23 protein-coding genes and 1 other RNA gene are annotated in these 24,631 nt (G+C 41.3%); 6 read left to right on the top strand and 18 right to left on the bottom strand.

Translation table 11 applies throughout. The features are described from left to right. Positions 1-78 precede the first annotated feature (78 nt). The 7 genes from recQ to MHB66_RS09900 form a co-directional block, all read right to left on the bottom strand. Entirely contained in the window at positions 79-1,881 is a 1,803-nt protein-coding gene (gene recQ, locus MHB66_RS09870) for a DNA helicase RecQ (protein ID WP_046311465.1), read from the bottom strand. A 133-nt stretch (positions 1,882-2,014) separates the two neighbouring features. Next, a non-coding RNA gene (gene ssrS / locus MHB66_RS09875) (6S RNA) lies at positions 2,015-2,200 on the bottom strand. A 132-nt stretch (positions 2,201-2,332) separates the two neighbouring features. Further along, positions 2,333-2,833 (bottom strand): TraR/DksA family transcriptional regulator, encoded by a 501-nt coding sequence (locus MHB66_RS09880; RefSeq protein ID WP_034280603.1) that lies wholly within the window; start codon positions 2,831-2,833, stop codon positions 2,333-2,335. A 91-nt stretch (positions 2,834-2,924) separates the two neighbouring features. Next, positions 2,925-3,572 (bottom strand): SDR family oxidoreductase, encoded by a 648-nt coding sequence (locus MHB66_RS09885; protein ID WP_046311467.1) that lies wholly within the window; start codon positions 3,570-3,572, stop codon positions 2,925-2,927. A gap of 175 nt (positions 3,573-3,747) precedes the next feature. Continuing rightward, positions 3,748-4,086: a PH domain-containing protein gene (locus MHB66_RS09890; RefSeq protein WP_024422682.1), complete on the bottom strand. Its 339-nt coding sequence runs from the start codon at positions 4,084-4,086 to the stop codon at positions 3,748-3,750. A 278-nt stretch (positions 4,087-4,364) separates the two neighbouring features. Continuing rightward, the gene (locus MHB66_RS09895; protein WP_080701155.1) at positions 4,365-4,502 is read right to left on the bottom strand and encodes a DUF4025 domain-containing protein; all 138 of its coding nucleotides are present in this window, start codon (positions 4,500-4,502) and stop codon (positions 4,365-4,367) included. A 49-nt stretch (positions 4,503-4,551) separates the two neighbouring features. Next, on the bottom strand, positions 4,552-4,764 hold the full coding sequence (locus MHB66_RS09900) for a DUF6501 family protein (protein ID WP_024422683.1): 213 nt from the start codon (positions 4,762-4,764) through the stop codon (positions 4,552-4,554). 212 nt (positions 4,765-4,976) lie between these two features. On the opposite strand from MHB66_RS09900, the gene MHB66_RS09905 reads away from it, so the two are divergent. The 4 genes from MHB66_RS09905 (at position 4,977) to MHB66_RS09920 (ending at position 10,352) form a co-directional block, all read left to right on the top strand. Next, positions 4,977-6,461 (top strand): aldehyde dehydrogenase family protein, encoded by a 1,485-nt coding sequence (locus MHB66_RS09905; protein WP_046311469.1) that lies wholly within the window; start codon positions 4,977-4,979, stop codon positions 6,459-6,461. A gap of 102 nt (positions 6,462-6,563) precedes the next feature. Further along, positions 6,564-8,438 (top strand): prenyltransferase/squalene oxidase repeat-containing protein, encoded by a 1,875-nt coding sequence (locus MHB66_RS09910; RefSeq protein WP_046311471.1) that lies wholly within the window; start codon positions 6,564-6,566, stop codon positions 8,436-8,438. Beyond that, on the top strand, positions 8,431-9,252 hold the full coding sequence (locus MHB66_RS09915; RefSeq protein ID WP_034280588.1) for a superoxide dismutase: 822 nt from the start codon (positions 8,431-8,433) through the stop codon (positions 9,250-9,252). The genes MHB66_RS09910 and MHB66_RS09915 overlap by 8 nt, the downstream gene beginning before the upstream one ends. Before the next feature lie 149 nt (positions 9,253-9,401). After that, entirely contained in the window at positions 9,402-10,352 is a 951-nt protein-coding gene (locus tag MHB66_RS09920) for a bile acid:sodium symporter family protein (protein ID WP_046311474.1), read from the top strand. A gap of 35 nt (positions 10,353-10,387) precedes the next feature. On the opposite strand, the gene odhB is transcribed toward MHB66_RS09920, so the two are convergent. From odhB to cdaS, 7 genes are all read right to left on the bottom strand, one after another. Further along, complete coding sequence (odhB, locus tag MHB66_RS09925) at positions 10,388-11,644, bottom strand: 2-oxoglutarate dehydrogenase complex dihydrolipoyllysine-residue succinyltransferase (RefSeq protein ID WP_046311476.1); 1,257 nt, start codon at positions 11,642-11,644, stop codon at positions 10,388-10,390. A 14-nt stretch (positions 11,645-11,658) separates the two neighbouring features. Then, positions 11,659-14,493, bottom strand: coding sequence for a 2-oxoglutarate dehydrogenase E1 component (gene sucA / locus MHB66_RS09930; RefSeq protein WP_034280582.1), 2,835 nt, complete (start codon positions 14,491-14,493; stop codon positions 11,659-11,661). A gap of 224 nt (positions 14,494-14,717) precedes the next feature. Beyond that, positions 14,718-16,634 (bottom strand): VWA domain-containing protein, encoded by a 1,917-nt coding sequence (locus MHB66_RS09935; RefSeq protein WP_046311478.1) that lies wholly within the window; start codon positions 16,632-16,634, stop codon positions 14,718-14,720. Positions 16,635-16,645: 11 nt separating this feature from the next. Next, entirely contained in the window at positions 16,646-17,524 is an 879-nt protein-coding gene (locus MHB66_RS09940) for a MoxR family ATPase (protein WP_034280579.1), read from the bottom strand. An 89-nt stretch (positions 17,525-17,613) separates the two neighbouring features. Then, complete coding sequence (locus tag MHB66_RS09945) at positions 17,614-18,192, bottom strand: superoxide dismutase family protein (RefSeq protein ID WP_034280578.1); 579 nt, start codon at positions 18,190-18,192, stop codon at positions 17,614-17,616. A 78-nt stretch (positions 18,193-18,270) separates the two neighbouring features. After that, positions 18,271-19,590, bottom strand: coding sequence for a peptidoglycan endopeptidase (locus MHB66_RS09950; protein ID WP_041117706.1), 1,320 nt, complete (start codon positions 19,588-19,590; stop codon positions 18,271-18,273). A 402-nt stretch (positions 19,591-19,992) separates the two neighbouring features. Next, positions 19,993-20,619 (bottom strand): sporulation-specific diadenylate cyclase CdaS, encoded by a 627-nt coding sequence (gene cdaS / locus MHB66_RS09955; RefSeq protein WP_046311481.1) that lies wholly within the window; start codon positions 20,617-20,619, stop codon positions 19,993-19,995. An 81-nt stretch (positions 20,620-20,700) separates the two neighbouring features. On the opposite strand from cdaS, the gene MHB66_RS09960 reads away from it, so the two are divergent. Together MHB66_RS09960 and MHB66_RS09965 are read left to right on the top strand one after the other, a co-directional pair. Then, complete coding sequence (locus MHB66_RS09960; RefSeq protein WP_008359993.1) at positions 20,701-20,826, top strand: hypothetical protein; 126 nt, start codon at positions 20,701-20,703, stop codon at positions 20,824-20,826. 59 nt (positions 20,827-20,885) lie between these two features. After that, positions 20,886-22,247 carry an MATE family efflux transporter gene (locus MHB66_RS09965; RefSeq protein ID WP_024428329.1) on the top strand — a complete coding sequence of 454 codons (1,362 nt, stop codon included), beginning with the start codon at positions 20,886-20,888 and terminating at the stop codon, positions 22,245-22,247. 45 nt (positions 22,248-22,292) lie between these two features. On the opposite strand, the gene bshB2 is transcribed toward MHB66_RS09965, so the two are convergent. The 4 genes from bshB2 to rarD all read right to left on the bottom strand — a co-directional run bounded on the left by bshB2 (position 22,293) and on the right by rarD (position 24,595). Then, complete coding sequence (gene bshB2, locus MHB66_RS09970; protein ID WP_041117710.1) at positions 22,293-22,958, bottom strand: bacillithiol biosynthesis deacetylase BshB2; 666 nt, start codon at positions 22,956-22,958, stop codon at positions 22,293-22,295. A gap of 18 nt (positions 22,959-22,976) precedes the next feature. Continuing rightward, positions 22,977-23,327, bottom strand: a complete 351-nt coding sequence (locus tag MHB66_RS09975) for a YojF family protein (RefSeq protein WP_046311484.1) — start codon at positions 23,325-23,327, stop codon at positions 22,977-22,979. Further along, on the bottom strand, positions 23,324-23,605 hold the full coding sequence (locus MHB66_RS09980) for a hypothetical protein (RefSeq protein WP_024428326.1): 282 nt from the start codon (positions 23,603-23,605) through the stop codon (positions 23,324-23,326). The genes MHB66_RS09975 and MHB66_RS09980 overlap by 4 nt, the downstream gene beginning before the upstream one ends. 78 nt (positions 23,606-23,683) lie before the next feature. Further along, positions 23,684-24,595, bottom strand: a complete 912-nt coding sequence (gene rarD, locus MHB66_RS09985; protein WP_029705997.1) for an EamA family transporter RarD — start codon at positions 24,593-24,595, stop codon at positions 23,684-23,686. Positions 24,596-24,631 lie beyond the last annotated feature (36 nt).

A 24,631-nucleotide genomic window follows, 5' to 3' on the forward strand; every position in this document is an offset into this window, starting at 1 on the left:
CGATTACCCACCATATCAAGGTTTTGAAAGGATCAGAAACCTCCTGTTGAAAACGTGTCCAAACGCAGCGAAAAAAATTTATTTTTCTTCTTCAACCTCTTTATTTTTTTCTTTTTCTATAAATAAACGGATTTCTTCTAAAAAAACATCCCCGTATTTCTCTCTTTTTTGAGCTCCTATTCCCTTAATATGGAGAAGTTCTTCTTCTGTTTTAGGCTGAACGGCTGACATTTCCTTCAAGGTTTGATCAGAAAATACAACAAATGGCGGAACACCCTGCTCTCTCGCCAGCTTCATTCTCACCGCTCTCAGCTGCTCAAATAATGCATCGTTTTCTTGAATCGCCTCTCTTTTCACTGCCTGTTTTTTATACACAGCCTCTTGCCCGACTAACACTTTCTTTCCTTTATGTGTCACTTTTAATGTTGGGTAAGCTCCTTCAGACATGTGCAAATACTCTTCTGTAATTAAAAATTCGATGAAATCACTGATTTGCTGGGCTGATTGCTGCTTCATTAAAGCGTATGTAGGAAGACGGTCGAAACCGAGGTCAAGCACTTTTTTATTTTTAGAGCCTGCCAGTACTTGAGCAATCATCATTTTTCCAAACCGCTCGTTCATTCTAACCGTACACGATAAAACCATTTGCGCTTCTCGAGTGACCTCTTCACGCTCTCTTTCATCAAGGCAATTGCTGCATTTTTGGCAAGGGGTACTTGCTGATTGATCAAAGTAGTCCATCACAAATTGCTGCAGACATTGCTCAGTATGACAGTAATCGACCATTTGCCTTAGTTTAAGCAGTTCATGCTGATAGCGCACTTCATCCTCTGTTGACTGTTCAATGAGGAATCGCTGCATTCGTACGCCCTGCGGCGAGAACAGTAAAATGCATTCACTTTGGAGCCCGTCTCTGCCGGCGCGTCCAGCTTCTTGATAGTAGCTTTCAATATCCCTTGGAATTTGGTGATGAATCACAAAACGGACATTTGATTTATTAATTCCCATGCCAAATGCAGATGTAGCGACCATAACCTGGATGTCATCATTTAAAAACAGGTTTTGCTGCTCTTCTCTTACATTGTCATCTAACCCGCCATGATAAATGCCAGCTTTGATCTTTTGTTTCTTTAGCCGATTGTAAATGTTTTCGGCTTCTTTTCTTGTAGCAGTATAGATAATGCCGGACTCAAGTTTATTTTTCTTCATATAATGTGTGATAAAGCGGTCACTATTTTCTCCTTTGACCACCTGAAAAGATAAATTTTCTCTAGCAAACCCAGTAAAAATGGTTTCTTCTTCGTTCATGCCAAGCTGTTCACATATATCTCGGTGGACCTTTTTCGTGGCTGTAGCAGTTAATGCGACAATCACTGGTCTTTTTGTCAGCTGATTTAAGCATTCTTGAATAAAGCGGTAGCTTGGCCTAAAATCATGCCCCCACTCAGATATACAGTGCGCTTCATCAATTGCAATTAAAGGGATAGTTAACCGATCAAGCAGCTGAAAAAAACGCTCATTTTGTAAACGTTCAGGTGTGATATAAAGCAGCTGATATTCCCCATCTTCACATTTTTTCAGCCTTTTATTCATTTCAGCTGCGGAAAGTGTGCTGTTTAAAAAGGACGATCGTATGCCCATCTCATTTAGCGCATCGACTTGATCTTTCATTAAAGAAATTAGCGGGGATACAACGATCGTTGTTCCTTCCATCATCAGGGCAGGAATCTGGTAGCAAACCGATTTCCCTCCGCCTGTCGGCATAATACAGACGGTATCCTTCTGTTTGTTTACAATCGATTCAATGGCTTGTTTCTGTCCCTGCCTAAATGCGTCAAAGCCAAAGTATTGTTTCAGGAGTGCTTCTGCTTGTTCTAACATCCAATTCCCTCTCCGTCTTTTGTTTTGTCTATTTTAACATACATTCATGCCTCTTCCGGCCGACTGTGCAATTTCGTTTTTTCACAAAATAAAAAGCCATTTTCCGCAATGGAAAATGGCTTGAATCATCCTAGGAAAAGCTGCGGATGCCGTAATCTAAGTAAGAAAGTTTTAAACCACCACTCCTCAAAGTGGGTGTTTGCAGAAACGTTCCTGTCTTCCTCGCTAAGGAGGCATGACATTCCGGCTTCAATATAAAACTCCCTATTACAGCTTAAAGGTTAAAACTTAATTAACATTACGCGCATCGCAGCCTTTAAACTATATTACACGAAAGTTTATTAAATTTCAAGAGATCTTTTTTCTATGAAATACTCATGTATACAAGTTATTTGTTCATGTGTACATAAGAAAAAATTATTCTGAAAAAATTTAACCTTCGCTTATGATCCTATTTTTCCTCATCTACATCAACATCCTGCTCTTCCTCTAATCTTTCATACGTATCTGAATGCATCTGATCCATTGTTTCTCTATTTGTTAAATCGCGCATTTGATCGGAGAATGAACGGTCAAATTCGTTTGGATCTTGAGTGGTTTCTTCATTTTTCTTTGCATCGATTGAATAACGTGTATATGGAACTGCTTTTAAACGCTCGTATGGAATCTCTTTCCCCGTTTTCTCACATATCCCATATGTTCCGTCTTCCATTCGTTTCAGTGCTGCATCGATTTCACCTTCAAGCTGATCATCGACCTGATCCAGCGTTTGTTCTGTCATACGGTCTAAATAGATGCTCCCATGATCAGCGATATGATTTCCAACACCATTTGAAATCTCACTCGATTCAACGAGCATCGATTCTTCTTTCTTTTTTGATCCCTTCACATCTTCTTTTAATTGAATCAATCTTTCGTATAAATCAGCTTGTTGTTCTTTCGTTAAGCCCACGGTCAATCACTCCTTTCTCATTACCTTCCCGCTGAAAGGGAAAAGAAAACATCAAAAAAGCCGCCGCCTCTTTGGCAGCAGCTTTCTTTTCTTACAGATGGCGAAGTGCTTCTTCTACTGATTTTCCGCCTTTCATCAAGTCGAAGGACTTATTTTTCACATTGGATTCTGTTAAGCTCTCCACAAGAACAATGGCTACGTCCTCTCTTGAAATCTCGATGTTTTGATCATCTGGAATATGTTCGGCAGCTTCAATCTTTCCTGTCTTCTCCTCATGCAGCAAGGCACCTGGGCGGACAATCGTATAGGAAAGACCAGACTGTCTTAAGTGCTCATCGGCTTTTCTTTTTGCTTCATAATAGGTTTCCATACTTCCTTGCCCTTTTCCTTGGTTCGGATCATCTGCATTATAGGCACTAAGCATAACAAAATGCTGGATGTTTTCTTTTTTCGCTGTATCAACGAGGCGTTTTGCACCTTCTTGATCGACCGCAATGGTCTTATCTGCCCCTGTTTTTGAGCCTGAACCAGCTGCAAAGATGACAGCGTCTGCTTGTTTTACAGCATCTGTCACATCTTTTTCAAGATCACCGATGACAGGTGCTGCACCAAGTTCCTTTAGTGCATCAGCTTGTTTTTCATCTCGAATGAGAGCAAGCGGCTCATGTCCTTTTTCTTTTAAATAACGAACGACAAGTCTGCCTGTATGTCCATTTGCTCCTGCAACTAACACTTTCATTGTTCATTCTCCTTTCTGTATCTGTTTCATCTTTATCCTTTTTTGCTATCATTCAAACACTTAAGCAGAAAAAAGCCCTTCCCATCAGATGGGAAGGACTTAGCAATGTGCGATCTATAAAAATAAGAACGAAGAATGAGAAAAGTGCATATGATCTATGTAATCGCAAGATTGATCAGCAAAGATGTTTTGTCAAAATGGCTTGCACATCACTCAAATCCGTCTCTTTGGAAAAGTCGAGTTCAAATACTTTTGAGCTTGTGACAAGCAGCATACCTGTGTCCTGATCAAACACGCCAGCTTCTTGTATGGCAAAACTTTCAATTGATCGATACGGCAAGGAGACCCTGACTTTCTTCTTAGAAAATACGCGGTTATCGCCAAAGATCAGTCGTTTATTGGTAAAGCAAATTTGGTCGTGACGCAGTCTGTAAACAGCCTCAATTCTTTCCCCTTCAATCAATAAGGATTCGAATTTCTTATCATTTTGTTTACTGACAGAAAAAATACCCACGTAAACCCCCTCTTCCTGCATCAAATTCCTTTATGACAAAACGGCCACACGGCTCTGTGGGTACGTTTTATTCTCACTTATAGAATACGCTATAAATGGTCGTTATTCCATTACGAATAGATTAAATTTCATTTAACTTTTTCTTTTTGATCCGATGCTCTTTCCTCTACTTATTTAGACTGTTAAAGCAGGAAAAAAGTTTCAGTTCTTTTCGAGAAAAAATGCTGCTTCATTCCAATAAAAAAACAGTGATTATGCAAATCACTGTTTTTAAATGACTATTCGTCTTTTGGTGTATCAATGGTTCCCTCGGCATACACGTCGGAAATCTGTTCAAGCGTAATTGCCATATCAGCGTCCTCATGTTCATGCCAAGCATGTTGACTTTTCTGCTCGTCATTTTGCTGCTTTTTCATCATCATCACCCTTTACTGTTTTTCTTAGTATGAGTGATGGTCCTCAAAATCATTCAGCTGAAATATCTTCGAAATACTCCTTGTAATACCCGCCTACTTTACCCGTATTGTCAACGACAAACAGAAATTCTTCTGTTTCATTTTTCACTTCATATGTGCTTCCAACCGTTAATGCCCGATCGACCATATATTTTTTCGCATTTGTATGTACACATTTTACTTGTTTTAACGTTTGAGCCGTTTGCCAGTTTTGATGGATCATGATTTAAAAACTCCTTTTTTCATCTATACATTTATTGTAGCCAAATTTTCGCGAAATGCAATGAGTGTTATGGATTGCTTTCAAACATGTCGTGTAATATGATTAATGTATACGTTTACATCTTTGTGCGTATAAAGTTTCGTTGCATGTCCGCTTTTCCCACCTAGAACTCGCAGAAAACAATCCATATCTTTAAGGAGGTTTGTTTATTTATGAGCTCTACAACACTTCAAATTAGTTCAAAACTCGAATCTTTTCTCCATGGGACGAAAAAACTCTACATTAATGGTCAGTTTGTCACAAGTCACGATAACAAAACCTTTGCTACTCCTAACCCAGCCACAGGCGAAACCCTTATTGATGTTTATGAAGCAGGTGCAAAAGATATTGATGAGGCAGTAAAAGCTGCAAAAAAAGCCTTTCATGGTCCTTGGCGCTCCATGTCTGCCGCTGAACGCGCCCGCCTCATGTTCAAGCTTGCTGATTTAATGGAAGAAAATCAGGAAGAGCTTGCACAGCTAGAAACTTTAGATAACGGAAAACCAATTAATGAAACAACAAATGCAGATATCCCCCTCGCTATAGAGCACATGCGCTATTATGCGGGCTGGACGACAAAAATGAATGGACAAACCCTTCCTGTCAGTCAAGGATATTTTAATTATACCCGACATGAGCCGGTTGGTGTTGTAGGACAAATCATCCCATGGAACTTCCCTCTGCTCATGGCTATGTGGAAAATGGGCGCCGCACTTGCAACAGGGTGCACCATCGTTTTAAAGCCAGCCGAACAAACTCCACTCTCTGCTCTTTACTTAGCAGAATTAGTGGACAAAGCCGGCTTCCCAGAAGGCGTGATTAACATCGTTCCTGGATTTGGCGAAACAGCCGGAGAAGCCTTAACTGATCATCCTGACGTGAACAAGCTGGCCTTCACAGGGTCAACAAGTGTTGGGAAATTAATTATGGAGAAAGCGGCTAAAACCATTAAGAGGGTCACATTAGAGCTTGGCGGAAAATCACCGAATATTATTTTACCTGATGCCGATTTAAAGAAAGCCATTCCAGGTGCTTTAAATGGCGTCATGTTTAACCAAGGCCAAGTATGCTGCGCGGGTTCCAGAGTCTTTGTTCATCGGAGCCAATATGATGAAGTGGTCGATCAAATGGCCAAATATGCAGGATCCCTCAAGCAAGGCGCTGGTCTTCATCAAGATACGCAAATTGGACCTCTTGTAAGTAAAGAACAGCACGAACGCGTGTTAGGCTATATTGAAAAAGGTAAATCCGAAGGGGCAACAGCCGTTGTCGGGGGCGATTGCCCTTATGAGGCTGGCTATTTCGTCTCCCCTACTATTTTTAAAGATGTAGAAGATGAAATGACCATTGCTAAAGAGGAAATCTTTGGACCTGTCTTATCTGCCATTCCTTACGATTCCATTGATGAAGTGGTTGAACGAGCCAACCAGTCTGAATATGGATTAGCAGCAGGACTTTGGACAGAAAACTTAAAGCATGCCCATGATATCGCTGCACGTCTTGAAGCAGGAACGATTTGGGTCAACTGTTATAATGTCTTTGATGCCGCCTCCCCGTTTGGAGGATATAAGCAATCAGGTCTTGGCAGAGAAATGGGATCATATGCCCTTAACAACTATACAGAAGTCAAAAGTGTATGGATTAATCTCCAAGACTAATGACGTCAAGAAAGCCGGTGACCGTGTCATCGGCTTTTTTGTGTTTGCATGTGACAGGCCGGCACCTGAATATAGTATGAAAGGAAAGGAGCATGGCCGCATATGCAAGATTTTAAATTGAAAGTAAACGAATTTATTGAAGAATTGAACATGCAAATGCAGCGAAGACAACGAGAAGATGGCGCCTTTGTTTTCTGCTTTGAAGGTCCAATGATGACAAATGCTTTTTTGATTATGCTGTTAAAGGCTGTCGGCGATTCGGATCAGGCTTTGGTTCATCAATTAGCAGAAGCAATACGCGAAAAACAAAATGAGGATGGGTCTTTTTCTTTGTATCATGATCAAACGGGACATGTAACAGCCACTGTGCAGGGCTATTGCGGAATGCTCGTTTCAGGCAGGTTTCAACAAGATGAGCCTCATATGGAAAAAGCAGCGCAATATATTCGATCAAATGGCGGATTAAAGAACGTTCACTTTATGACAAAGTGGATGCTCGCCGTCAACGGCATGCACCCTTGGCCGTACTTCTATGCACCACTTTCCTTTTTACTCATCCCTACATACTTTCCGCTTCACTTCTATCATCTTAGTGCATATGCAAGAATTCACTTTGTGCCAATGATGATTGCACTCAACAAACGATATACTTCTCATGAGAAATTTCCAAGCCTAGCACACCTTGATGCAAACATGTCTAAGAATCCATTTGACTGGTTTATGGCAAGAGAAGAACGTTCCACTCATCACTTTCTGACTTACATGCGATCGTATACAGCACTCGACAGCCGGCTGGACTTTTTCGGATATGAAGCAGCAAAGCGATATATGTTTGACCGCCTCGAAAAAGATGGCACACTGTACAGCTATTTAAGTGCAAGTATTTTTATGGTCTATGCACTGATGAGCCTTGGATACTCCCCGGGACATCATCTCATTTTAAAAGCAGTCAAAGGCATGAAAAAGCTAGTCACAAACTGTCAGGGCAGAATGTATGCAGAAAATTCCACATCCACAGTTTGGGATACAGCACTTGTCAGTTATGCTTCTCAAAAAGCTGGCAAAAAACAAGAAGACCCAGTCATCACAAAGTCTTTCTCATACTTACTGAACCGGCAGCAAATGAAGAAAGCAGACTGGGCGATCCATAACCGGCATGCTGCTCCGGGAGGCTTTGGTTTTTCAGATATCAACACGAATAATCCTGATTGTGATGATACGCAAATTGTCTTAAAAGCCATTCCTCGAACGTACGCACCAGTTCAGTGGAATCGAGGATTCAATTGGCTTCTTTCCATGCAAAACCGTGATGGCGGGTTTTCTGCTTTTGAAAAAAATCAAGATCACTTCCTGCTTCGACATCTGCCGCTTGAATCTGCGGAGGATGCAGCTATTGATCCATCGACTCCCGATATTACAGGCCGCGTGCTTCATCTCATGGGTCTTGAAGAGAAAAACATGTCACCGCCTATTCACAGGCAAAAAGACCAATGTGTCAAATGGCTCCTAAATCATCAAGAGAAAAATGGATCATGGTTTGGCAGATGGGGTGTTTGCTATATTTATGGAACGTGGGCAGCATTAACAGGTCTAAAAGCTGCCGGCATCCCCTCCACCCATCCTGCTGTCCAAAAAGCATGCCGATTTTTAAAGCAGATTCAACGAGAAGATGGCGGCTTCGGAGAATCATGTAAAAGTGCAGAGGTAAAAACGTATGTCCCCCTCCCGTTTGGCACAGTGGTTCAGACGGCTTGGGCAGCAGAGGCACTTTTACAATATGAGAAGCCCGATGACAAAACGATTTTAAAAGCCATCTCATTTTTGATCCATCATCAGCACACGAGTGAAGCCTTGCACTATCCAGTAGGCATTGGCCTGCCAAAGCAATTTTACATCACTTATCATAGCTACCCATTTGTCTTTCCGATGATGGCTTGTTCCACATTTTTAGAAGAAATGAGGCGTAAGAATGAATAAGGAAGAGTACCGTTTGCAGCTCAAAGAGTGGCTTAGCTCCATTCAACCCGCGATTCAAGATGACAACATCCGTCAGAAAGTAGACCATTTATGGTTCTCAATGGATGATGAACATTCCAGTGAACAAGAGTGGTACGAACTGGCAGAACGTATTGCTGAGGACATGAACCCACAAGAAGACATGCGAGAGGTAGCAGCTGGAAGTCACAAGTTACCTCCTCTCCCTTACCGGTATGATGCACTAGAACCGTTTATTTCAAAAGAAATTATGTATTTGCATCACCAGAAGCATCATCAATCATATGTAGATGGTTTGAACCAAGCTGAGCTTGCATTAAAAAATGCAAGAAGAACCAATGATTTTAAAATGATTAAGCATTGGGAACGGGAGCTTGCCTTCAATGGTGCGGGGCACTATTTACATTGTATTTTTTGGTTTTCCATGAGTCCTTCAGGAAAACGAAAGCCCACTGGACAAATGCTTCGTCTCATTGAACAATCGTTTGACAGCTATGATGCATTTAAATCTCAATTTTCAGCAGCGGCCAAACAAGTAGAGGGTGTTGGCTGGGCCATTCTCGTATGGGCGCCCAGATCTCAGCGATTAGAGATTTTACAAGCAGAACGCCATCAATTTTTGTCACAATGGGACGTGATCCCCCTTCTAGCCCTTGATGTATGGGAGCACGCCTACTACCTTCAATATCTGAATGAAAAAGCGAAATACGTAGATCGTTGGTGGAGTGTAGTCGACTGGCGTGAGCCAGAAGCTAGGCTTAAGCAGGCACAACAAGTGAGATGGACCCCTTTTTAAAACGATGCTCCATATAGGCCAATGCTTATATGGGGTATTTTTAGTTTACATAATTTTATTATTAACACCTTTATAAAGAATGGGTTGTTTTTTCAGAAAATTCGTTTAAAATAGGAAAGATATGTGAGGAAAGTGAGATGAAGCAATGAATGAACATTCTTTTAACCATTAGTCAATTTGCAGGAAGAACCTTTGCAATCTGGGTCATTATCTTTGCATGTCTTGGATTTACTTTTCCTGACGTATTTTCTCAGATTGGACCGTATATCCCTTTTTTATTAGGTGTCATTATGTTTGGGATGGGGCTTACGTTATCTGGTGAAGATTTTAAGGAGCTTTATCGTAAACCTCTCTATGTGTTAATCGGGGTTTTGGCGCAGTACACACTCATGCCGCTGATCGCCTTTCTATTAGCTTACGGATTACGGCTGCCATCTGAAATTGCTGTAGGCGTTATTCTTGTGGGCTGCTGCCCGGGCGGTACAGCATCCAATGTCATGACCTTCTTGGCAAAAGGCAATATGGCATTATCCGTAGCGGTCACAACTATATCGACCCTTCTTGCTCCCTTTTTAACGCCTCTCTTTATCTATATTTTTGCAAGATCATGGTTACCTGTATCACCGGAGGCATTATTTTTGTCCATTGTCCAAGTTGTGCTAATTCCTATTATCCTAGGTGTTATCGTTAAGGTATTTTTCAAAAAACAAGTAAACTATGCAGTTCAAGCATTGCCGCTTGTATCTGTTGCTGGAATTGTGTTGATCATTGCAGCGGTTGTCAGTGCAAATAAAGAGCAGATTCTTCAATCTGGATTACTGATATTTGCCGTTGTTATATTACATAATGGACTTGGTCTCTTATTTGGTTACCTGATCGCAAAGTGGTGCAGAATGGATATTCCTTCTCGTAGAGCGATCTCGATCGAAGTAGGCATGCAAAACTCCGGGCTCGGTGCAGCGCTAGCAACAGCACACTTCTCACCGCTCGCAGCCGTACCAAGTGCAATTTTTAGTGTGTGGCATAATTTATCTGGTTCCTGGCTTGCGACGTATTGGTCAAAACGAGGACAACATGACAGTGAAAAGAAAAAAAGCTAGCACCTTAACAGGTGCTAGCTTTTTATAATTGAAGATTAACCTTCAAGTAATAGCTGCTCAGGATCTTCAAGCAGATTTTTAATCGTAACGAGGAATCCAACTGCTTCTTTACCATCGACAATACGGTGGTCATAAGAAAGAGCTAAATACATCATCGGACGGTTCTCAAAACGTTCTTCATCAATCGCCACAGGACGAAGCTGAATTTTATGCATCCCTAAAATTCCAACTTGCGGACTGTTTAAAATCGGAGTTGATAGCAGAGAACCAAATGTTCCGCCGTTTGTGATCGTGAATGATCCACCTTGTAACTCATTAAGAGACAATTTGTTATCTCTTGCTTTTTTCGCAAGATGACCAATTTCTTTTTCAATCCCCGCAAATGACAATCTGTCTGCATCACGGACAACCGGTACGACAAGTCCTTCGTTTGCAGCAACAGCGATGCCGATGTCATAGAATTTCTTCAAGACAAGCTCATCACCTTGAATTTCTGCGTTAAGCAGCGGATATTTCTTCAGTGCTGCTACAACTGCTTTTGTAAAGAAGGACATGAAGCCAAGCTTGACATCATTTTGTTCTAGGAAGGCATCTTTACGACGCTTTCTTAAATCCATCACAGCTGTCATATCGACTTCATTAAATGTCGTCAGCATCGCAGCCGTTTGTTGAACTTCAACTAAACGTTTTGCAATTGTTTGTCTGCGGCGTGACATTCTTTCACGTTCAATAGGCTTTCCTGTTTGTTCAGTTTGCACCGCAGCATTTGCTTTTGGCGCGGCTTTCGGTGCACTTGCAGGTGCTTCATTCTTTTGATAAGAAGCGACATCCTGCTTTCGTACCCTGCCCAGCGGATCTACGGTTGGAATCTCAGATAAGTCTAACCCCTTCTCTCTCGCTAATTTTCTAGCTGCAGGAGAAGCGATAGTTCTGCCATTACCAGCTTTCGGCTCTTCTTTCACTGCTTCTTCTTTTTGAGCAGCTGCCGGTTCTTCTTTCGAAGCTGGTGCAGAAGCTTGCTCAGGTGCTGGAGCTGCGGACTCGCTTCCGCCAGCTTCACCTGCTGCAATCGTTCCGATGACCTCTCCAACTTGTACAGTGTCACCAGAATCTTTCAGTACTTCTTTTAATACACCAGATTCTTCAGCAGTCAGTTCGACATTGACTTTATCTGTTTCAAGTTCCAGCAGGTACTCCCCCTGCTCCACATAATCGCCCGGCTGCTTTAGCCATTGAGCAATCGTTCCTTCCGAGATTGATTCCGCTAATTCAGGTACTTTAATTTCCGCCATTTTTCATTTCCCCCTTAGTTTTTGCGAGTCAAGCTATCAGATACAATTCGTTCTTGTTCTTTTTTATGCACAGTTGGATCACCCTCAGCCGTACTTGAACGTCTTCTTCGGCCGATGTAACGTACTTTTACTTTTTCAGGTGCAATTTCACGTAAATATGGCTCAATGTATCCCCAAGCTCCCATATTTTGCGGTTCTTCTTGCACCCATACGATTTCTTCTAAGTTTGTCAGCTTTGTTAAAATTCCTTTAATATCTTTGGCTGGGAACGGATATAGCTGTTCCACTCTTGCAACGTGAAGCCAATCTTTCGGCTCTTCCATTTGAGTAAAACGATCACTAATATCAATGGATACCTTCCCGCTAGATAGCACGAGACGCGATACTTTTTCGTGATCATGTACAAGACCCGGCTGTTCAAGAACTGGACGGAACTGTCCATCTGTTAATTCTTGGACTTCAGACAATGTGTTCGGGTTACGAAGCAGACTCTTCGGTGTCATAATGACAAGCGGACGAATCTCTTCACGAAGCAGCATTTTCGCCTGTCTTCTAAGAATATGGAAATATTGCGCTGCACTAGTCAGGTTCGCAACTGTCCAGTTATTCTCAGCAGCTGATTGCAGGAAGCGTTCTGTTCTTCCACTTGAATGCTCAGGACCTTGTCCTTCATATCCATGCGGCAGCAGCATGACTAAACCTGATTTTTGTCCCCATTTTGCACGGCCAGCTGAGATAAATTGATCGAAATACACTTGAGCCGCATTTGCGAAGTCTCCGAATTGAGCTTCCCAAATCACTAACGTTTCAGGAGAATAGACATTATAACCATATTCAAACCCGATGACTGAGCCTTCTGACAGTGGACTGTTATGGACTGTAAACGATGCATTCGCATCACTTAGTTCATGAAGAGCAATAAATTCATCTCCCGTTTGACTGTCGTGAAGAACAAGGTTTCTTTGAGCAAAAGTACCACGCTCTGAATCCTGTCCGGTCATTCGAATTGGCGTACCGTCTTTTAATATAGATGCAAATGCGAGTGCTTCCCCAAGTGACCATTCTACTTTACGGTCATCTGTAAACACTTTTGCACGTTTTTCAAGGATCCGCTTCAGCTTACCAAATACTTGGAAATCATTCGGCCAGCTGATCAATTCTTCATTCAGCTTTCTGAGTACATCAAATTCTACTGATGTATCAACTGCTGGGAAGCCGTTTGATACAGGCTCTGGCAGTTCGATTTCTTGAATCGTATGCTCTTTCTTTGAAGGCACCTTTTTATAAGCTTCTTCTATTTTTGCTGTCACAGCCTGCTCGATTTCTTCACGCTGCTCTTTTGTCAAAAGACCTTCTGAGACAAGTTTATCTGCAAAGATATTCTTGACCGTTTTGTGCTTTCTGACCGCATCGTACAGCATTGGCTGAGTTGTAGAAGGCTCATCCATTTCGTTATGACCGTATCTGCGGTAACCGATCAAGTCAATAAGGAAATCCTTCTTGAAGCGTTTGCGGTATTCTACAGCCAGCTGAACAGCCGCTAAACACGCTTCTGGATCATCTGCATTGACGTGAACAATAGGGATCTCAAATCCTTTTGCAAGGTCACTCGCATATTTCGTCGAGCGGGATTCATTGCTTTCTGTTGTAAACCCGATCATATTGTTGGCAATAATATGGATGGTTCCGCCTACTTGATAGCCTACAAGTTGGCTTAAATTTAATGTTTCTGCCACAATTCCTTCTCCAGGGAATGCTGCATCCCCATGAATTAAGATGGCTAACGCTTTTTCAACGTCTTGAACTGGATAGCCTTTTTGAGTACGTGATTCCTGAGCGGCACGCGTGCTTCCTTCAATGATTGGATCAATGAACTCCAAGTGACTTGGGTTATTAGCAAGCGTAACTCTCGCACTCTTTGTATCTTCGTCTTTGATTTGACGGTCAGCTCCAAGATGGTACTTAACATCCCCTGTCCATCCGTAGCTGATGCCAATAGAGCCTTCTGATGGAACGAGCTCTTTATTTGGCGCATGCTGGAATTCTGAGAAAATGATCTCATATGGCTTTCCTAACACATGTGCTAATACATTTAAACGGCCTCTGTGTGCCATTCCAATGTTAATATTTGAAGTCCCTTGTGTAACAGACTCTGAAATAATTTCATCAAGTACTGGGACAAGTGCGTCTAAACCTTCTATAGAGAAGCGCTTTTGCCCAACAAATGTTTTATGAAGAAACTGCTCGAACTGCTCAACTTCTGTTAATCTCTTGAAAACAGAAACTAATTTATCTGCTGGTTTTTTCTTAAATAGTTCACCAGATTCAATTGATTTTGAGAGCCAGTTTCGCTCTTCGAAGTCATGCACGTGATCAAACTCAAATGAAATGGTACGTTTATACGTATTTCTCAAATGGTTAATGGCTTCTATGCCGTTTGAAATGTGTTTTGGTGCATCCGGACTAATAATAGATATCGGAATATTCTTGACATCTTCTTCTGTTAAACCGTACTCCTTTAAAGGAAACAGCTCTTGTAATTCCTTTTCTTTGCGAAGAGGATTGACGGAAGCATTTAAATGGCCATACGTTCTGATGTCTTCTGCCAGTTTAACGACTGATGCTATCTTTTGGATTTGTTCAGAAGTAACTACGCTATTTTCTTTTTTCCCAATTTCCTCCTTCATTTCACTCGGTGGTGCACCAAGTTCATCAAATATGCCTCTTAGATCTTCATCAACACTAGTAGGATCCTGGACATACTGATCGTAGAGCTCGAGCACATAGCCGAGGTTCGGACCATGAAATTCTTCCCAACTCAACGGTTGTTTCACATCATTTTGAAACATTTTGAACACTACCCCCAACTTTGATCATCAAGTGATTGAACACTATCTCGATATAACTTCCAGAACACAATGACCAAATTTATGTAATAAAACGCTTCCAATAATATTCTACCACTGTTTTGGATTACTTTCTACATTCTTTGTTCAATTAAAGATAAAAAATTCACAGAAAAACAAAAAATTTAAATCATTCCGAAAAATAATTTGAAGAAAGGGGCAAAACCTTATGCCCCAATGCTTTTATGCAGCAGTTTCTTCAGTAATGGATATAAAACATCTGGCAATGTATCGACATCTGGTACAAAAATGCTGAACTTGCCATACATATCTTGAATGGTTTTCATCTGTGCTTCTTCTATCGGCGAATTGGATAAAAACACATTGATCACCTCAATGCCCTTTTTCCTCGCTTCAAGAACTGCTTCATGTGTATCGACAATCCCATTTTGTTCGTAGCTGAACGCAGCTGGCTCTCCGTCTGAAAAGACAATCAGAAACTTTTGCTCTTCTCTTCGCTTTAAAATCATCTTTGTCATTTGGCGGATCGCATAGCCATCCCGGTTATCCTCTTCTGGCTCAAGAGACATAATAGAAGGCCCTGCGTCAAATAGAGAATCTTTGAACGACACAACTGTGTTGAAGTAGTTTGGCTGACTTGTTTCTGTTGCGTCGTTTGTATCTTCCCAAAACCCAACAATTTGATGTGGGACTTGCACGGATTTTAACGCTTCATGAAAGAGAACAATGCCTTTTTTCGTCTCATCCATCTTGTCAAACATGCTCGCTGAACAGTCTACTAATAAGGTGAAAACAGCATCAATCTGAGAAGACGGTGCCTGTTTTTTATAGAAAAGACGCGGGTTAGACTCTGTAAAGTAGCGAATCAGCTTTTTACTGAGACGTCCTGCATGAAGGTCTGTTTTAGGCCATGATTTTTTATGTTCAAGTGTTTTTTGGATCATTTGTTTTAAGCGTTTCTGATAAGGCTCAATTTCCTTCGCATGCTGCTTGTAGGCATCGATTTGTTCTGGCTTAGGAGGATCTGGTGAAATCATGACTGGAAACGCATATTTGTTTTCTTTTCCATTCTCATGACCATCTGCTCCGCTTTCTTCACCTTCAGCCTCTTCCAGCGCTTCAAGCTTTGAATAATCTTTTCGGTGTGTTTGCTTTGCAGAGCCTTGGACAGTACCGAGTGCCTGATCTCCGTCATCACCTTCTCTTGCCGCATCCTTACCAAGATCACTTTTACCGCCGTGCTCTAAATCAAATTGAAGGAAGCTTTTGGATGGCGCTTCGGTTTCTCGATGCCACACTTCCATATACTCTTGGTGAATGTCTTCATCGCCTTCTTTTTCTCGGTCGACTTTGATGTCCTCACTTAATGTAGGTTTTCTTTTTAAGTCATGGAACAGCGGTTCTTTTGCCGCTTGTTCATAGTCCAATTCAGGGAAGAAAAAGTACGTATTCAGCATATCCTTTTCAAGCAGTTCATCGAACCCTTCCATCAATTCTTTGACAATAGCTGCGATGTCTGCAGTTGAACCCGCATCATATACACGTTCAAGACTTGACTCAATAAACGGAATCATCGGGTTGATCTGCTCATGAAGAGGCGGAATCTCTTCGAGCGGAGAATCAGCTGTCAGCTTCAGATAAATCGCACAAAAGAGTGCATCTGTTAAAATACTTCGTTCTTGGTTAATCGTTAATTGTGTCTTAAAGTGACGCCGGTACAGCTCTCTTCTTCGTTTAAATACCTTTTTTGTTCCTGGGCGGTCATGCTTAATCCGCTCTTCAATCCGGATATCTTCAAACAGCATAAACAATTGTTTACATACATCAGGAATGGATAATGTATGAGCAAAGCGAATGATCTCCTGAAATACCGTAAGATCACTATAAACCGTGCCTACTGCACGAAGGAACACATCACTTTTCAGCCCTGCTAGCATATCTTCTTGTTTACGATCATCCCAAAAATGACTGATGAAAATTTTCTTTTCAAACGGTTCATAGTAGGACTGCACACCGTATTCAAGCTCGACATCATCACTTTTTGCTAACGTTTTGGCTAAATCCGTTAATTCCATAAATAAAAATGAATCGATTCTGCTGTCATTAAATTTGATGAATTTCAAAAGTTAGAACCTCACTCGAATAATGTTTGGGCGATATTTCTTACCGCTGCTTTTTCCCGGTCATCTTCCAGCTTTTCAACAATGCCTCGTTCAACGGCACGAAGCGGCGGGATGTATTGCGCAAGATCACAAGTATCTAGAAGCGCGCGGATGGATGCTGCTTCTTCACTCACCTGTCCGTTATGAGCTTGTGTAATAAGGTCTGATGAGAGCTGAACGAATTGATCAATTAACCGCTCATCCTTTAAAACAGATTGAGATTGCAGTACATCTTTCAGGATACCGCCGCCGATATATGGAACGTCAATGACCACAAAACGGTTTTTTAACGCTTCATTTAGAGGCACTGTGCCGACATATCCTTCATTGATTGCCGCAATGACCCCAAAGCCTTCTTCTGCTTTAACAACCTCACCTGTAAATGGGTTTGTCATCATTTTTCTGTAATCGAGTACACCATTTAAAATAGGCAGTGTTTCTGGCTTCGCCATGTTGATTTCATCAATATATAAAAGATGGCCTTTTTTCATTGCTTTTGTCACAGGTCCTTCAATGAATTCAATCGAAGCCACCTGACCATCATTGTGGATGGTTTTATAGCCAATCAAGCTTTCAGCATCAAGATCAACCGAGCAGTTCACACTGTGCATCGGCTGCTGAAAGAAAGCGGATAATGTTTCTGCTAGTTTGGTTTTACCTGAGCCGGTCGGTCCCTTTAAAAGAACGTTTTTTCCTAGTGCTAATGCAATCATGGCATCTTGAATGATAGAAGTATCCTGTGATTCATAGCCGCCTGTTCCAATAAGTGGACGAAATTCTTCTTCCAGCACTTTTGCTTTTGCTTTAATCATTGCTTGAATTTCTTCTGGGAGTGATTGTTCGTTAAACATGTATGATTAATTCCTCTCTTCGATCATTTTCCTCACCAAGTATACTAAAAAAACCTTTATGCACTCAATACATAAAGGTTAGACTTCTGTTATTTTGCCATTTCTTTTGTTATCGCTCCGCAAGCGATACGTTTTCCTGAGTTACCAGAAGGGTTACTTAAGTAATCATCTGCTTCTGCATGAATGATAAAGCTTCGCCCATTTTGATCGATTAATTGATTCGGGCCTCCCTTTAACATCACATCTGGTACATTCACGACAACATCAATTTGTCCATCTGCTCCTACCTCTAAATTAGGCATATCTCCAGCATGGTGCCCCTTTGGATTGTCAAAACCATGCTCTCTATGGGTTGGATTAAAGTGAGCTCCTGCCGTTTCAAAATCTGGCGTTTCACATATTCCTGTTTCATGAATATGAAAACCGTGAGGACCTGGTGGCAGCCCTTTCGCTTTCACATGCAGATCCAGCCCATTTTCTGAGGACTCTCTTATTTCAATGCTTCCTATTTTTTGCCCGCTTTCGTTTATGAGTGGCGTCGTGACTGGTGCTTGTTTAGGTGCTGAAACTTCGCTTGTTTCTTCTGTCGTTTCTTTTTTTGGCGGTGCATGACATGCTGATGCGGTAAAGATCAAACATATCATGATCATCCACACTGACTTTTTCATTTATGACTGCCCCCTTTTGTTATCAGTATGGACAATCACAGCAGCAGGCAAACAAAAAAAGCCGAAAATCGGCTTTTTTTAGAAGAAACGTTTTGCACCTAAGTAGGCTTTTTTCCAATATGGGTTGCTTAAGTTCGAGATTCCTACTCCATTGTCACTTGCATGAAGGAAATCTCCTCCGCCAAGGTATAGTCCCATATGAGAAGGGCCTGCTTTGTACGTTGTAAAATAAACAAAATCTCCAACTTGTGGTGTGCTTACAGGAGTCATCATATTCCAGTAGCCAGCTGTGCTTAATCTGGATACAGATGAAACTTTGTTAATGAGATAGTAAACAAAGCCGCTGCAGTCAAATCCTGCTGGTGTATTACCGCCCCATCTGTAAGGAACGCCTGTCAGCTTTTTCCCCTCTTGAATCATTGTCGTGATCTTTGCATTCATTGGTACATCATTTTTGTTATTGTCGACTGGCTTTGTTGAACCGTTAGACGTAGAGCCATTCGATCCAGTTGAACCGGAAGCTGCACCATTGATTTTTAATACTTGTCCAATTCTAAGCACATCACTTTTTAAGTTGTTGGCTGTGCGGATTGATTGAACCTGTACTTTGAATTGATTCGCAATTTTCCATAACGAATCACCTGATTTTACAGTATAAGATGTTGTTTTCCCGCTAGAAGACTGGTTACTGTTTGAATTGCTTGGTTTAGTAGGTTTCGGCTGACTTGGTTTTGATGCAGCCGTCCCTTTTACTTTCAATACTTGATTCGGATAAATCATATCAGATTTTAATCCGTTCAATGTTTTGATTTCACCAATCGACATATTTAGCGAATTCGCAATTTTCCAAAGTGAATCCCCTAATTTAACCTTGTATGTACTTGATGATGAACTATTTGAATTCGTTGTCTTATTGCTTGAGCTGGAATTTGAAGATGAGTTTGAATTTGATGACTGGTTTCCGCTCGTCTTCGTGCTGCCAGATACCTTTAGCTTTTGACCAGGACGAATCAGGTCGCTGTTTAAGCTGTTTAGGCTTTTTAAGCTCGCAACTGACATTTTATGATTTTTTGCAATCAGCCATAAAGAATCGCCAAGCTTTACAGTATAGCTGGAAGTCTTTGAAGCACTTGATTTCGTTGCTTTTGACCCTGTTGATGAACTGGATTTCTTGCTTTTTTCGCCAGGAATTTTCAAGCTTTGTCCTGCAAAAATCATTGTCGTTTTTAATTGATTAAGAGATTGAAGCTCCGAAATACTTGTATTGTACTGTTCGGCAATCTTCCAAAGTGAGTCACCGCTTTTCACCTTGATCGTCTGTGCTTCTGCCGGTGCAGCAAACACAGCTGAGCCAGCGATCGCTGAAACTGTGAGTCCGGTTACTACTTTTTTCTTCATAGAGGAATCTCCGCCTTTCATGATTTTGTTCAATAAGACTTATGTACTAGTTTTGAGTTTAGCATTTAATGGTTCTGCTTCTCTTGCACTATTTTATCTTTATTTCTATTATATTACTCGACATGAAGACGTTGGGCAATAACAAATAGGCTAAAGCAGCCAACTCAAAATGCTAAAATAAAGCCATATCGTTTCTATCGGCTGTTTGTTGTATTTATAAACATTTTTTAAGGAATTTTTAAGTTGACGTTTAGAAATTTGTCAAAACAAGCACGCTGCTAGTTTCATAGTTCTATTCTACATGACAAATTTTTCTGTATCAAATGACTTTTTACTTAATTGGCTGATTTTTCTCCGCAAATAAAAAAGCATCCTTCCGAATGAAGAATGCAGCGTTCGTTATTATTTTCTTATTTCCGGATCTTTTACGGTAAGCGGGTAAAGCACGCCTTCTTTCGCAAACGACATTTTTCCCGTTTCTTCTGACACGACAAGAACAAGTGCATCGGTCATACCAGAGAGTCCGATCGCTGCCCTGTGCCTTGTGCCAAGCGAAGGACTCACTTTTTCCGATGTAAGCGGCAGCACATTTGCAGCAGAGACAAGTGTATTTTCTTTGACTAAAAGAGCACCGTCATGCAGTGGATTTCCCGGATAGAAAATGCTTTCTATTAAGGAAGCACTAATTTTCGCATGAAGGTTTGTCCCTTTTTGAATAAAATCCTCAACCTCATCGCGTCTTTGGATCACAATGAGTGCTCCATGCTTTTGTTTTGATAAATTCTCAATGGCTAAAGAAAATTGAGCAAATCCTGGTGTGAATTCTTCCATATACGCTTGTAAATAAAACGACGAGGCCTCTGCATGCATTTCATTAAACTGATCATGCAATGCTTCGAGATCACAAAGTAAACACTGCTCTGTTTCATCAAGAGAATCAATGATGTCACTTGCATCCTTTGTAATGTTCATCAAATGTGTTCTCATCCCGGCTTTAAATATCACTTCTTCGTTCGTCCGATGGATCATCTGACTTTTCCCTCCTTCTTTCGCTTGTTGTTATAAAATAGCAAATTTTGCACATTCTATTTGTATGGAGGTGAGCTTAATATGACCATTCAGAAAATCATTCAATATGCTTGCAGCATTTTAGGTGTTGTCAGTCTTTCTTTTATTTATGCCCAAATGTTTAAAAAAACGAAGCCATCTAAGAAAAATAATCCGACGGAGAATTGATTTTTTTACATAGCGTGGTATAATTCCTCTCGTTATTTCTGTTCAGAGAGGAACTTATAATGAGAGAAACGAATAGCATTCGAGCAAAGCTGACACTATTTTTAACCATTTTGATTCCGATTTTAATTACCCAAGCAGGTCTTTCGCTTATTACCTTTTTAGATACGGTGATGTCTGGAAAAGTGAGTGCAGAAGACCTTGCGGGTGTTGCGATCGGTTCTAGTATTTGGACACCTGTTTATACGGGACTTGCCGGGATTTTGATGGCCGTTACTCCGATTGTGGCTCAGCTGATGGGCGCTGGGCATAAAGAAGATGTTCCCCGGGCTGTCTTTCAGGCGATCTATTTGTCCTTTCTTTTAAGTATCGCTGTGATTGTGATTGGTACGATTAGCGTTCCTTACATACTAGGAGGACTTGGACTCGAGCACTCTGTAGAGGATATTGCCCGGCATTTTCTCAGCTTTCTTGCTTTTGGCATCCTCCCGCTGTTTGGTTATTCGGTTCTACGGTCATTTATTGATGCATTAGGGAAAACACGTGTGACAATGTTCATCACGCTCACAGCACTTCCTATTAACTTTGTTTTAAATTACGTATTTATTTTTGGGAATTTGGGCTTTCCAAAGCTTGGCGGTGCGGGTGCCGGTCTTGCATCTGCAATGACGTATTGGGCGATTTTCATCATGAGCATTTGTATTGTCATTAAAGCAGAACCATTTGCCTCATTTCGTTTGTTTCAAAAACTGCCTCGAATGAATATCTCCCGTATAGGGCAAATACTGAAAATTGGCCTTCCTATCGGGTTTGCGATCTTTTTTGAAACGAGTATCTTTGCAGCAGTGACGCTATTAATGGGTCACTTTGATACCATTACAATCGCCAGTCACCAAGCAGCGATGAACTTTGCTTCTATTCTTTATATTTTACCGCTTAGCATCTCAATGGCGTTAACGATCGTTGTTGGGTTTGAAGCGGGGGCTAAGAGGTATAAAGACGCGCAAAGCTACAGCTATATCGGCATTGGAACGGCGGTATTATTCTCATTATGTACGGCGGCCCTCATCTTGCTATTCAGACCAGAGATCGCTGGTTTATACACAGCTGAATCAGCTGTTTTACAAATGACACAGCACTTTTTGATTTACGCGATCTTTTTCCAGCTGTCAGATGCGATTGCTGCACCCATTCAAGGGGCTCTGCGCGGCTATAAAGATGTGAATTATACGCTCATTGCTGCTTTTGTCTCTTACTGGGTCATCGGTCTTCCTGCCGGTTATCTCATTGGCACATATACCTCCTTTGGGGCGTTTGGTTATTGGATCGGACTGATTGCCGGGCTTGCCGCAGGTGCCATCGTCCTCTTTATCCGTCTTAAGTTGATTCAAAAACGTCAACTTAGGCATGTATCGAATCACTAAATACAACACAAAAAAGCAGCTGACATAGATCAGCTGCTTTTTTGATTAATCATTCCAATGATACGTCCAGAAAATTTCTTCATCAAACCATTTTTGGACGACTGGTTCTTTGTTTTTCAGCTTTTGTTCAAGCTCTCTCAGCATGCCCTCTGTTTGCGTTCTATGCGCTCTCAGTGCATTTAATTTGATATCTGCCACATCTGTAATATCAATCACAATATCCGCATGTCCAAGTACTTCTTCTCTATTTTTCGTAATGGCCATGCAGTATGTGACAGGACGGTCTTCTTTTTTCTTGCGGTATAGAGCACGAATCACAGCTTCACCTGTCGCATCATGATCAGGGTGTACACCGTGTCCTGGATAAAACGTCACAATGAGTGTCGGTTTGACTTCATCAATGATGGTTTCCATCACATCTGCCAAATACTCGTCGTCTTCAAATTCCAATGTTTTATCACGCAGTCCAAGCATACGTAAGTCAGTGATATCCATTTCTTTGCAGGCATTGATTAATTCCTGTTTTCTTAATTCAGGAAGTGTTTCACGGTTAGCATATGTTGGGCTTCCCATATTTCTGCCCATTTCCCCAAGTGTCCCGCATGCATATGTGACGGGAATTCCGCGTTTTCTGCTTTGTGCAATGAGACCAGCAACCCCAAAGGATTCATCATCGGGGTGAGGCAGCATCACTAGTACATGTTCGTTCATGACTTGTCACCCTTTCTTCTACACCTGAAATGGTGTTTCACTAATTTGTAATGAGATCGCTAGTTTGCCGTCTGGCAAGTGTCCAGCTAATAGCAGTCGGCCTTGGTCATCAAACACATAATCGGTTAATCCTTCTGCGTAAATCCAGCCATCTTCTGTTTTCATTCCAATACGGTATGGACCTTGTCCTTTTATTTTCGCCTGTGAATAGACGACTTTCGCGTTGCGGATATACGCCACAACCGTCATATTTTGTTCATTTACATGAGCTGAATAAGAACCAGTTGTCGTTTCAAGATGAACGAAGACTGGACGATTTAAAAACGATTCAAGATGTGTTGTGACATCTTCCGTTTGAATTGGTTTCATGAGTGGTTCCTTCCTTCATTTTGAATTAATTCTCGCAGCTTTTTCGTATGTAAGCTGATCAGCTGCAGCTGATGATCATGCTTAAGCTCACTTTCTAAAATTCTCTCCACAGCAAGCACATACTTTTGGTGTAAGGATTTCCTCGCCCGCGGATGAGTTCGTGCATCGAGTAAATCATCACATATGGCCTCGTGTAAAGAAGACATATCATCAACATCAAGCTGACGATTTTTCCATAAAGATTGATAGGCGGCTGCAAGCTCATGAGCTGACGACATATGATCACCTCTACAGTTTTGTTAACAACTTATTATGACATGATCCGCCTGCAAAAAAAAGCAAACTGCTCGTTTGGCTTAATGAGAATTCGCTGTTTTTTTCATGCGTAATTGAGAGGTGGTAAACAGTAAAATCGCCACCCAAATACAAAGGAACGTCACAATTTTAGCTGCGGATAAGTGTTCGTGATAGACAAACAGCCCTAAAAACAGCGTAATTGTCGGTGCAATGTATTGCAAAATGCCCACTTGATAAAGTGGAATTCTTTTTGCGCCTTCTGAGAATAAAAGAAGTGGTACGGCTGTAAAAACGCCTGCAAAAAATAAGAGACCGAGCGACCCGAAGCTGTTAGGATTCATAGTCACCACAGGTTCTTTTAAGAAAAATAATAAGTACACAAGTGCAGCCGGTGCGAGAAGCAGCGTTTCAATCGTCAAACCAATCGCGCTCGTGAAGCTCATCCTTTTTTTGATCAAACCATAAAAGCCGAAGCTAAGGGCTAATAAGAAAGCAACGACAGGAAATGACCCGTATTGAACTGTTGAAAGGATCACCCCAAATGCGGCAATAAGAATGGCAATGGTTTGCCATTTATTTAGTCGTTCTTTTAAGAAAATAATCCCTAATAGAACGGATACAAGCGGATTAATATAATACCCTAAACTTGCTTCTAGCATAAGACCATGATTGACTGCCCAAATGTAGACATACCAGTTGACTGAAATTAAAATAGCAGATAAAAGTAATGAAAAAAATGCTTTACCATCCAGTATGAGACCCTTTACTGTCTGCATCGCTGGGCGGACTTGTTTTAAATACAAAAGAATACCGCACATAAACACAAATGACCATAAAATTCTGTGTGCTAAAATTTCGCCTGACGAAATATGTTCCATCAGCTTCCAATATAACGGGAATAAACCCCAGAGTGTAAAAGATGCTGCCGTGTAGAGAACACCTTTTGATTGCTGTTCGTTCAATGTAACCATCCCTTTCTAAATCTAACGTATATTATAGCACGCACG

This window comes from Bacillus sp. FSL L8-0167 (assembly GCF_038630295.1).
GTDB lineage: Bacteria > Bacillota > Bacilli > Bacillales > Bacillaceae > Bacillus > Bacillus safensis.

Coding starts and splice junctions, on each gene's coding strand:
- MHB66_RS09885 (WP_046311467.1), bottom strand. CDS start 3,572: ATGAAAGTGTTAGTTGCAGGAGCAAATGGACATACAGGCAGACTTGTC.
- MHB66_RS09895 (WP_080701155.1), bottom strand. CDS start 4,502: ATGAAAAAGCAGCAAAATGACGAGCAGAAAAGTCAACATGCTTGGCAT.
- MHB66_RS09905 (WP_046311469.1), top strand. CDS start 4,977: ATGAGCTCTACAACACTTCAAATTAGTTCAAAACTCGAATCTTTTCTC.
- MHB66_RS09945 (WP_034280578.1), bottom strand. CDS start 18,192: ATGAAAAAGTCAGTGTGGATGATCATGATATGTTTGATCTTTACCGCA.
- recQ (WP_046311465.1), bottom strand. CDS start 1,881: ATGTTAGAACAAGCAGAAGCACTCCTGAAACAATACTTTGGCTTTGAC.
- odhB (WP_046311476.1), bottom strand. CDS start 11,644: ATGGCGGAAATTAAAGTACCTGAATTAGCGGAATCAATCTCGGAAGGA.
- MHB66_RS09975 (WP_046311484.1), bottom strand. CDS start 23,327: ATGAAACCAATTCAAACGGAAGATGTCACAACACATCTTGAATCGTTT.
- MHB66_RS09940 (WP_034280579.1), bottom strand. CDS start 17,524: ATGTTTAACGAACAATCACTCCCAGAAGAAATTCAAGCAATGATTAAA.
- cdaS (WP_046311481.1), bottom strand. CDS start 20,619: ATGATCCATCGGACGAACGAAGAAGTGATATTTAAAGCCGGGATGAGA.
- bshB2 (WP_041117710.1), bottom strand. CDS start 22,958: ATGAACGAACATGTACTAGTGATGCTGCCTCACCCCGATGATGAATCC.
- MHB66_RS09950 (WP_041117706.1), bottom strand. CDS start 19,590: ATGAAGAAAAAAGTAGTAACCGGACTCACAGTTTCAGCGATCGCTGGC.
- MHB66_RS09960 (WP_008359993.1), top strand. CDS start 20,701: ATGACCATTCAGAAAATCATTCAATATGCTTGCAGCATTTTAGGTGTT.
- MHB66_RS09910 (WP_046311471.1), top strand. CDS start 6,564: ATGCAAGATTTTAAATTGAAAGTAAACGAATTTATTGAAGAATTGAAC.
- MHB66_RS09965 (WP_024428329.1), top strand. CDS start 20,886: ATGAGAGAAACGAATAGCATTCGAGCAAAGCTGACACTATTTTTAACC.
- MHB66_RS09980 (WP_024428326.1), bottom strand. CDS start 23,605: ATGTCGTCAGCTCATGAGCTTGCAGCCGCCTATCAATCTTTATGGAAA.
- MHB66_RS09900 (WP_024422683.1), bottom strand. CDS start 4,764: ATGATCCATCAAAACTGGCAAACGGCTCAAACGTTAAAACAAGTAAAA.
- sucA (WP_034280582.1), bottom strand. CDS start 14,493: ATGTTTCAAAATGATGTGAAACAACCGTTGAGTTGGGAAGAATTTCAT.
- MHB66_RS09915 (WP_034280588.1), top strand. CDS start 8,431: ATGAATAAGGAAGAGTACCGTTTGCAGCTCAAAGAGTGGCTTAGCTCC.
- rarD (WP_029705997.1), bottom strand. CDS start 24,595: ATGGTTACATTGAACGAACAGCAATCAAAAGGTGTTCTCTACACGGCA.
- MHB66_RS09920 (WP_046311474.1), top strand. CDS start 9,402: ATGAACATTCTTTTAACCATTAGTCAATTTGCAGGAAGAACCTTTGCA.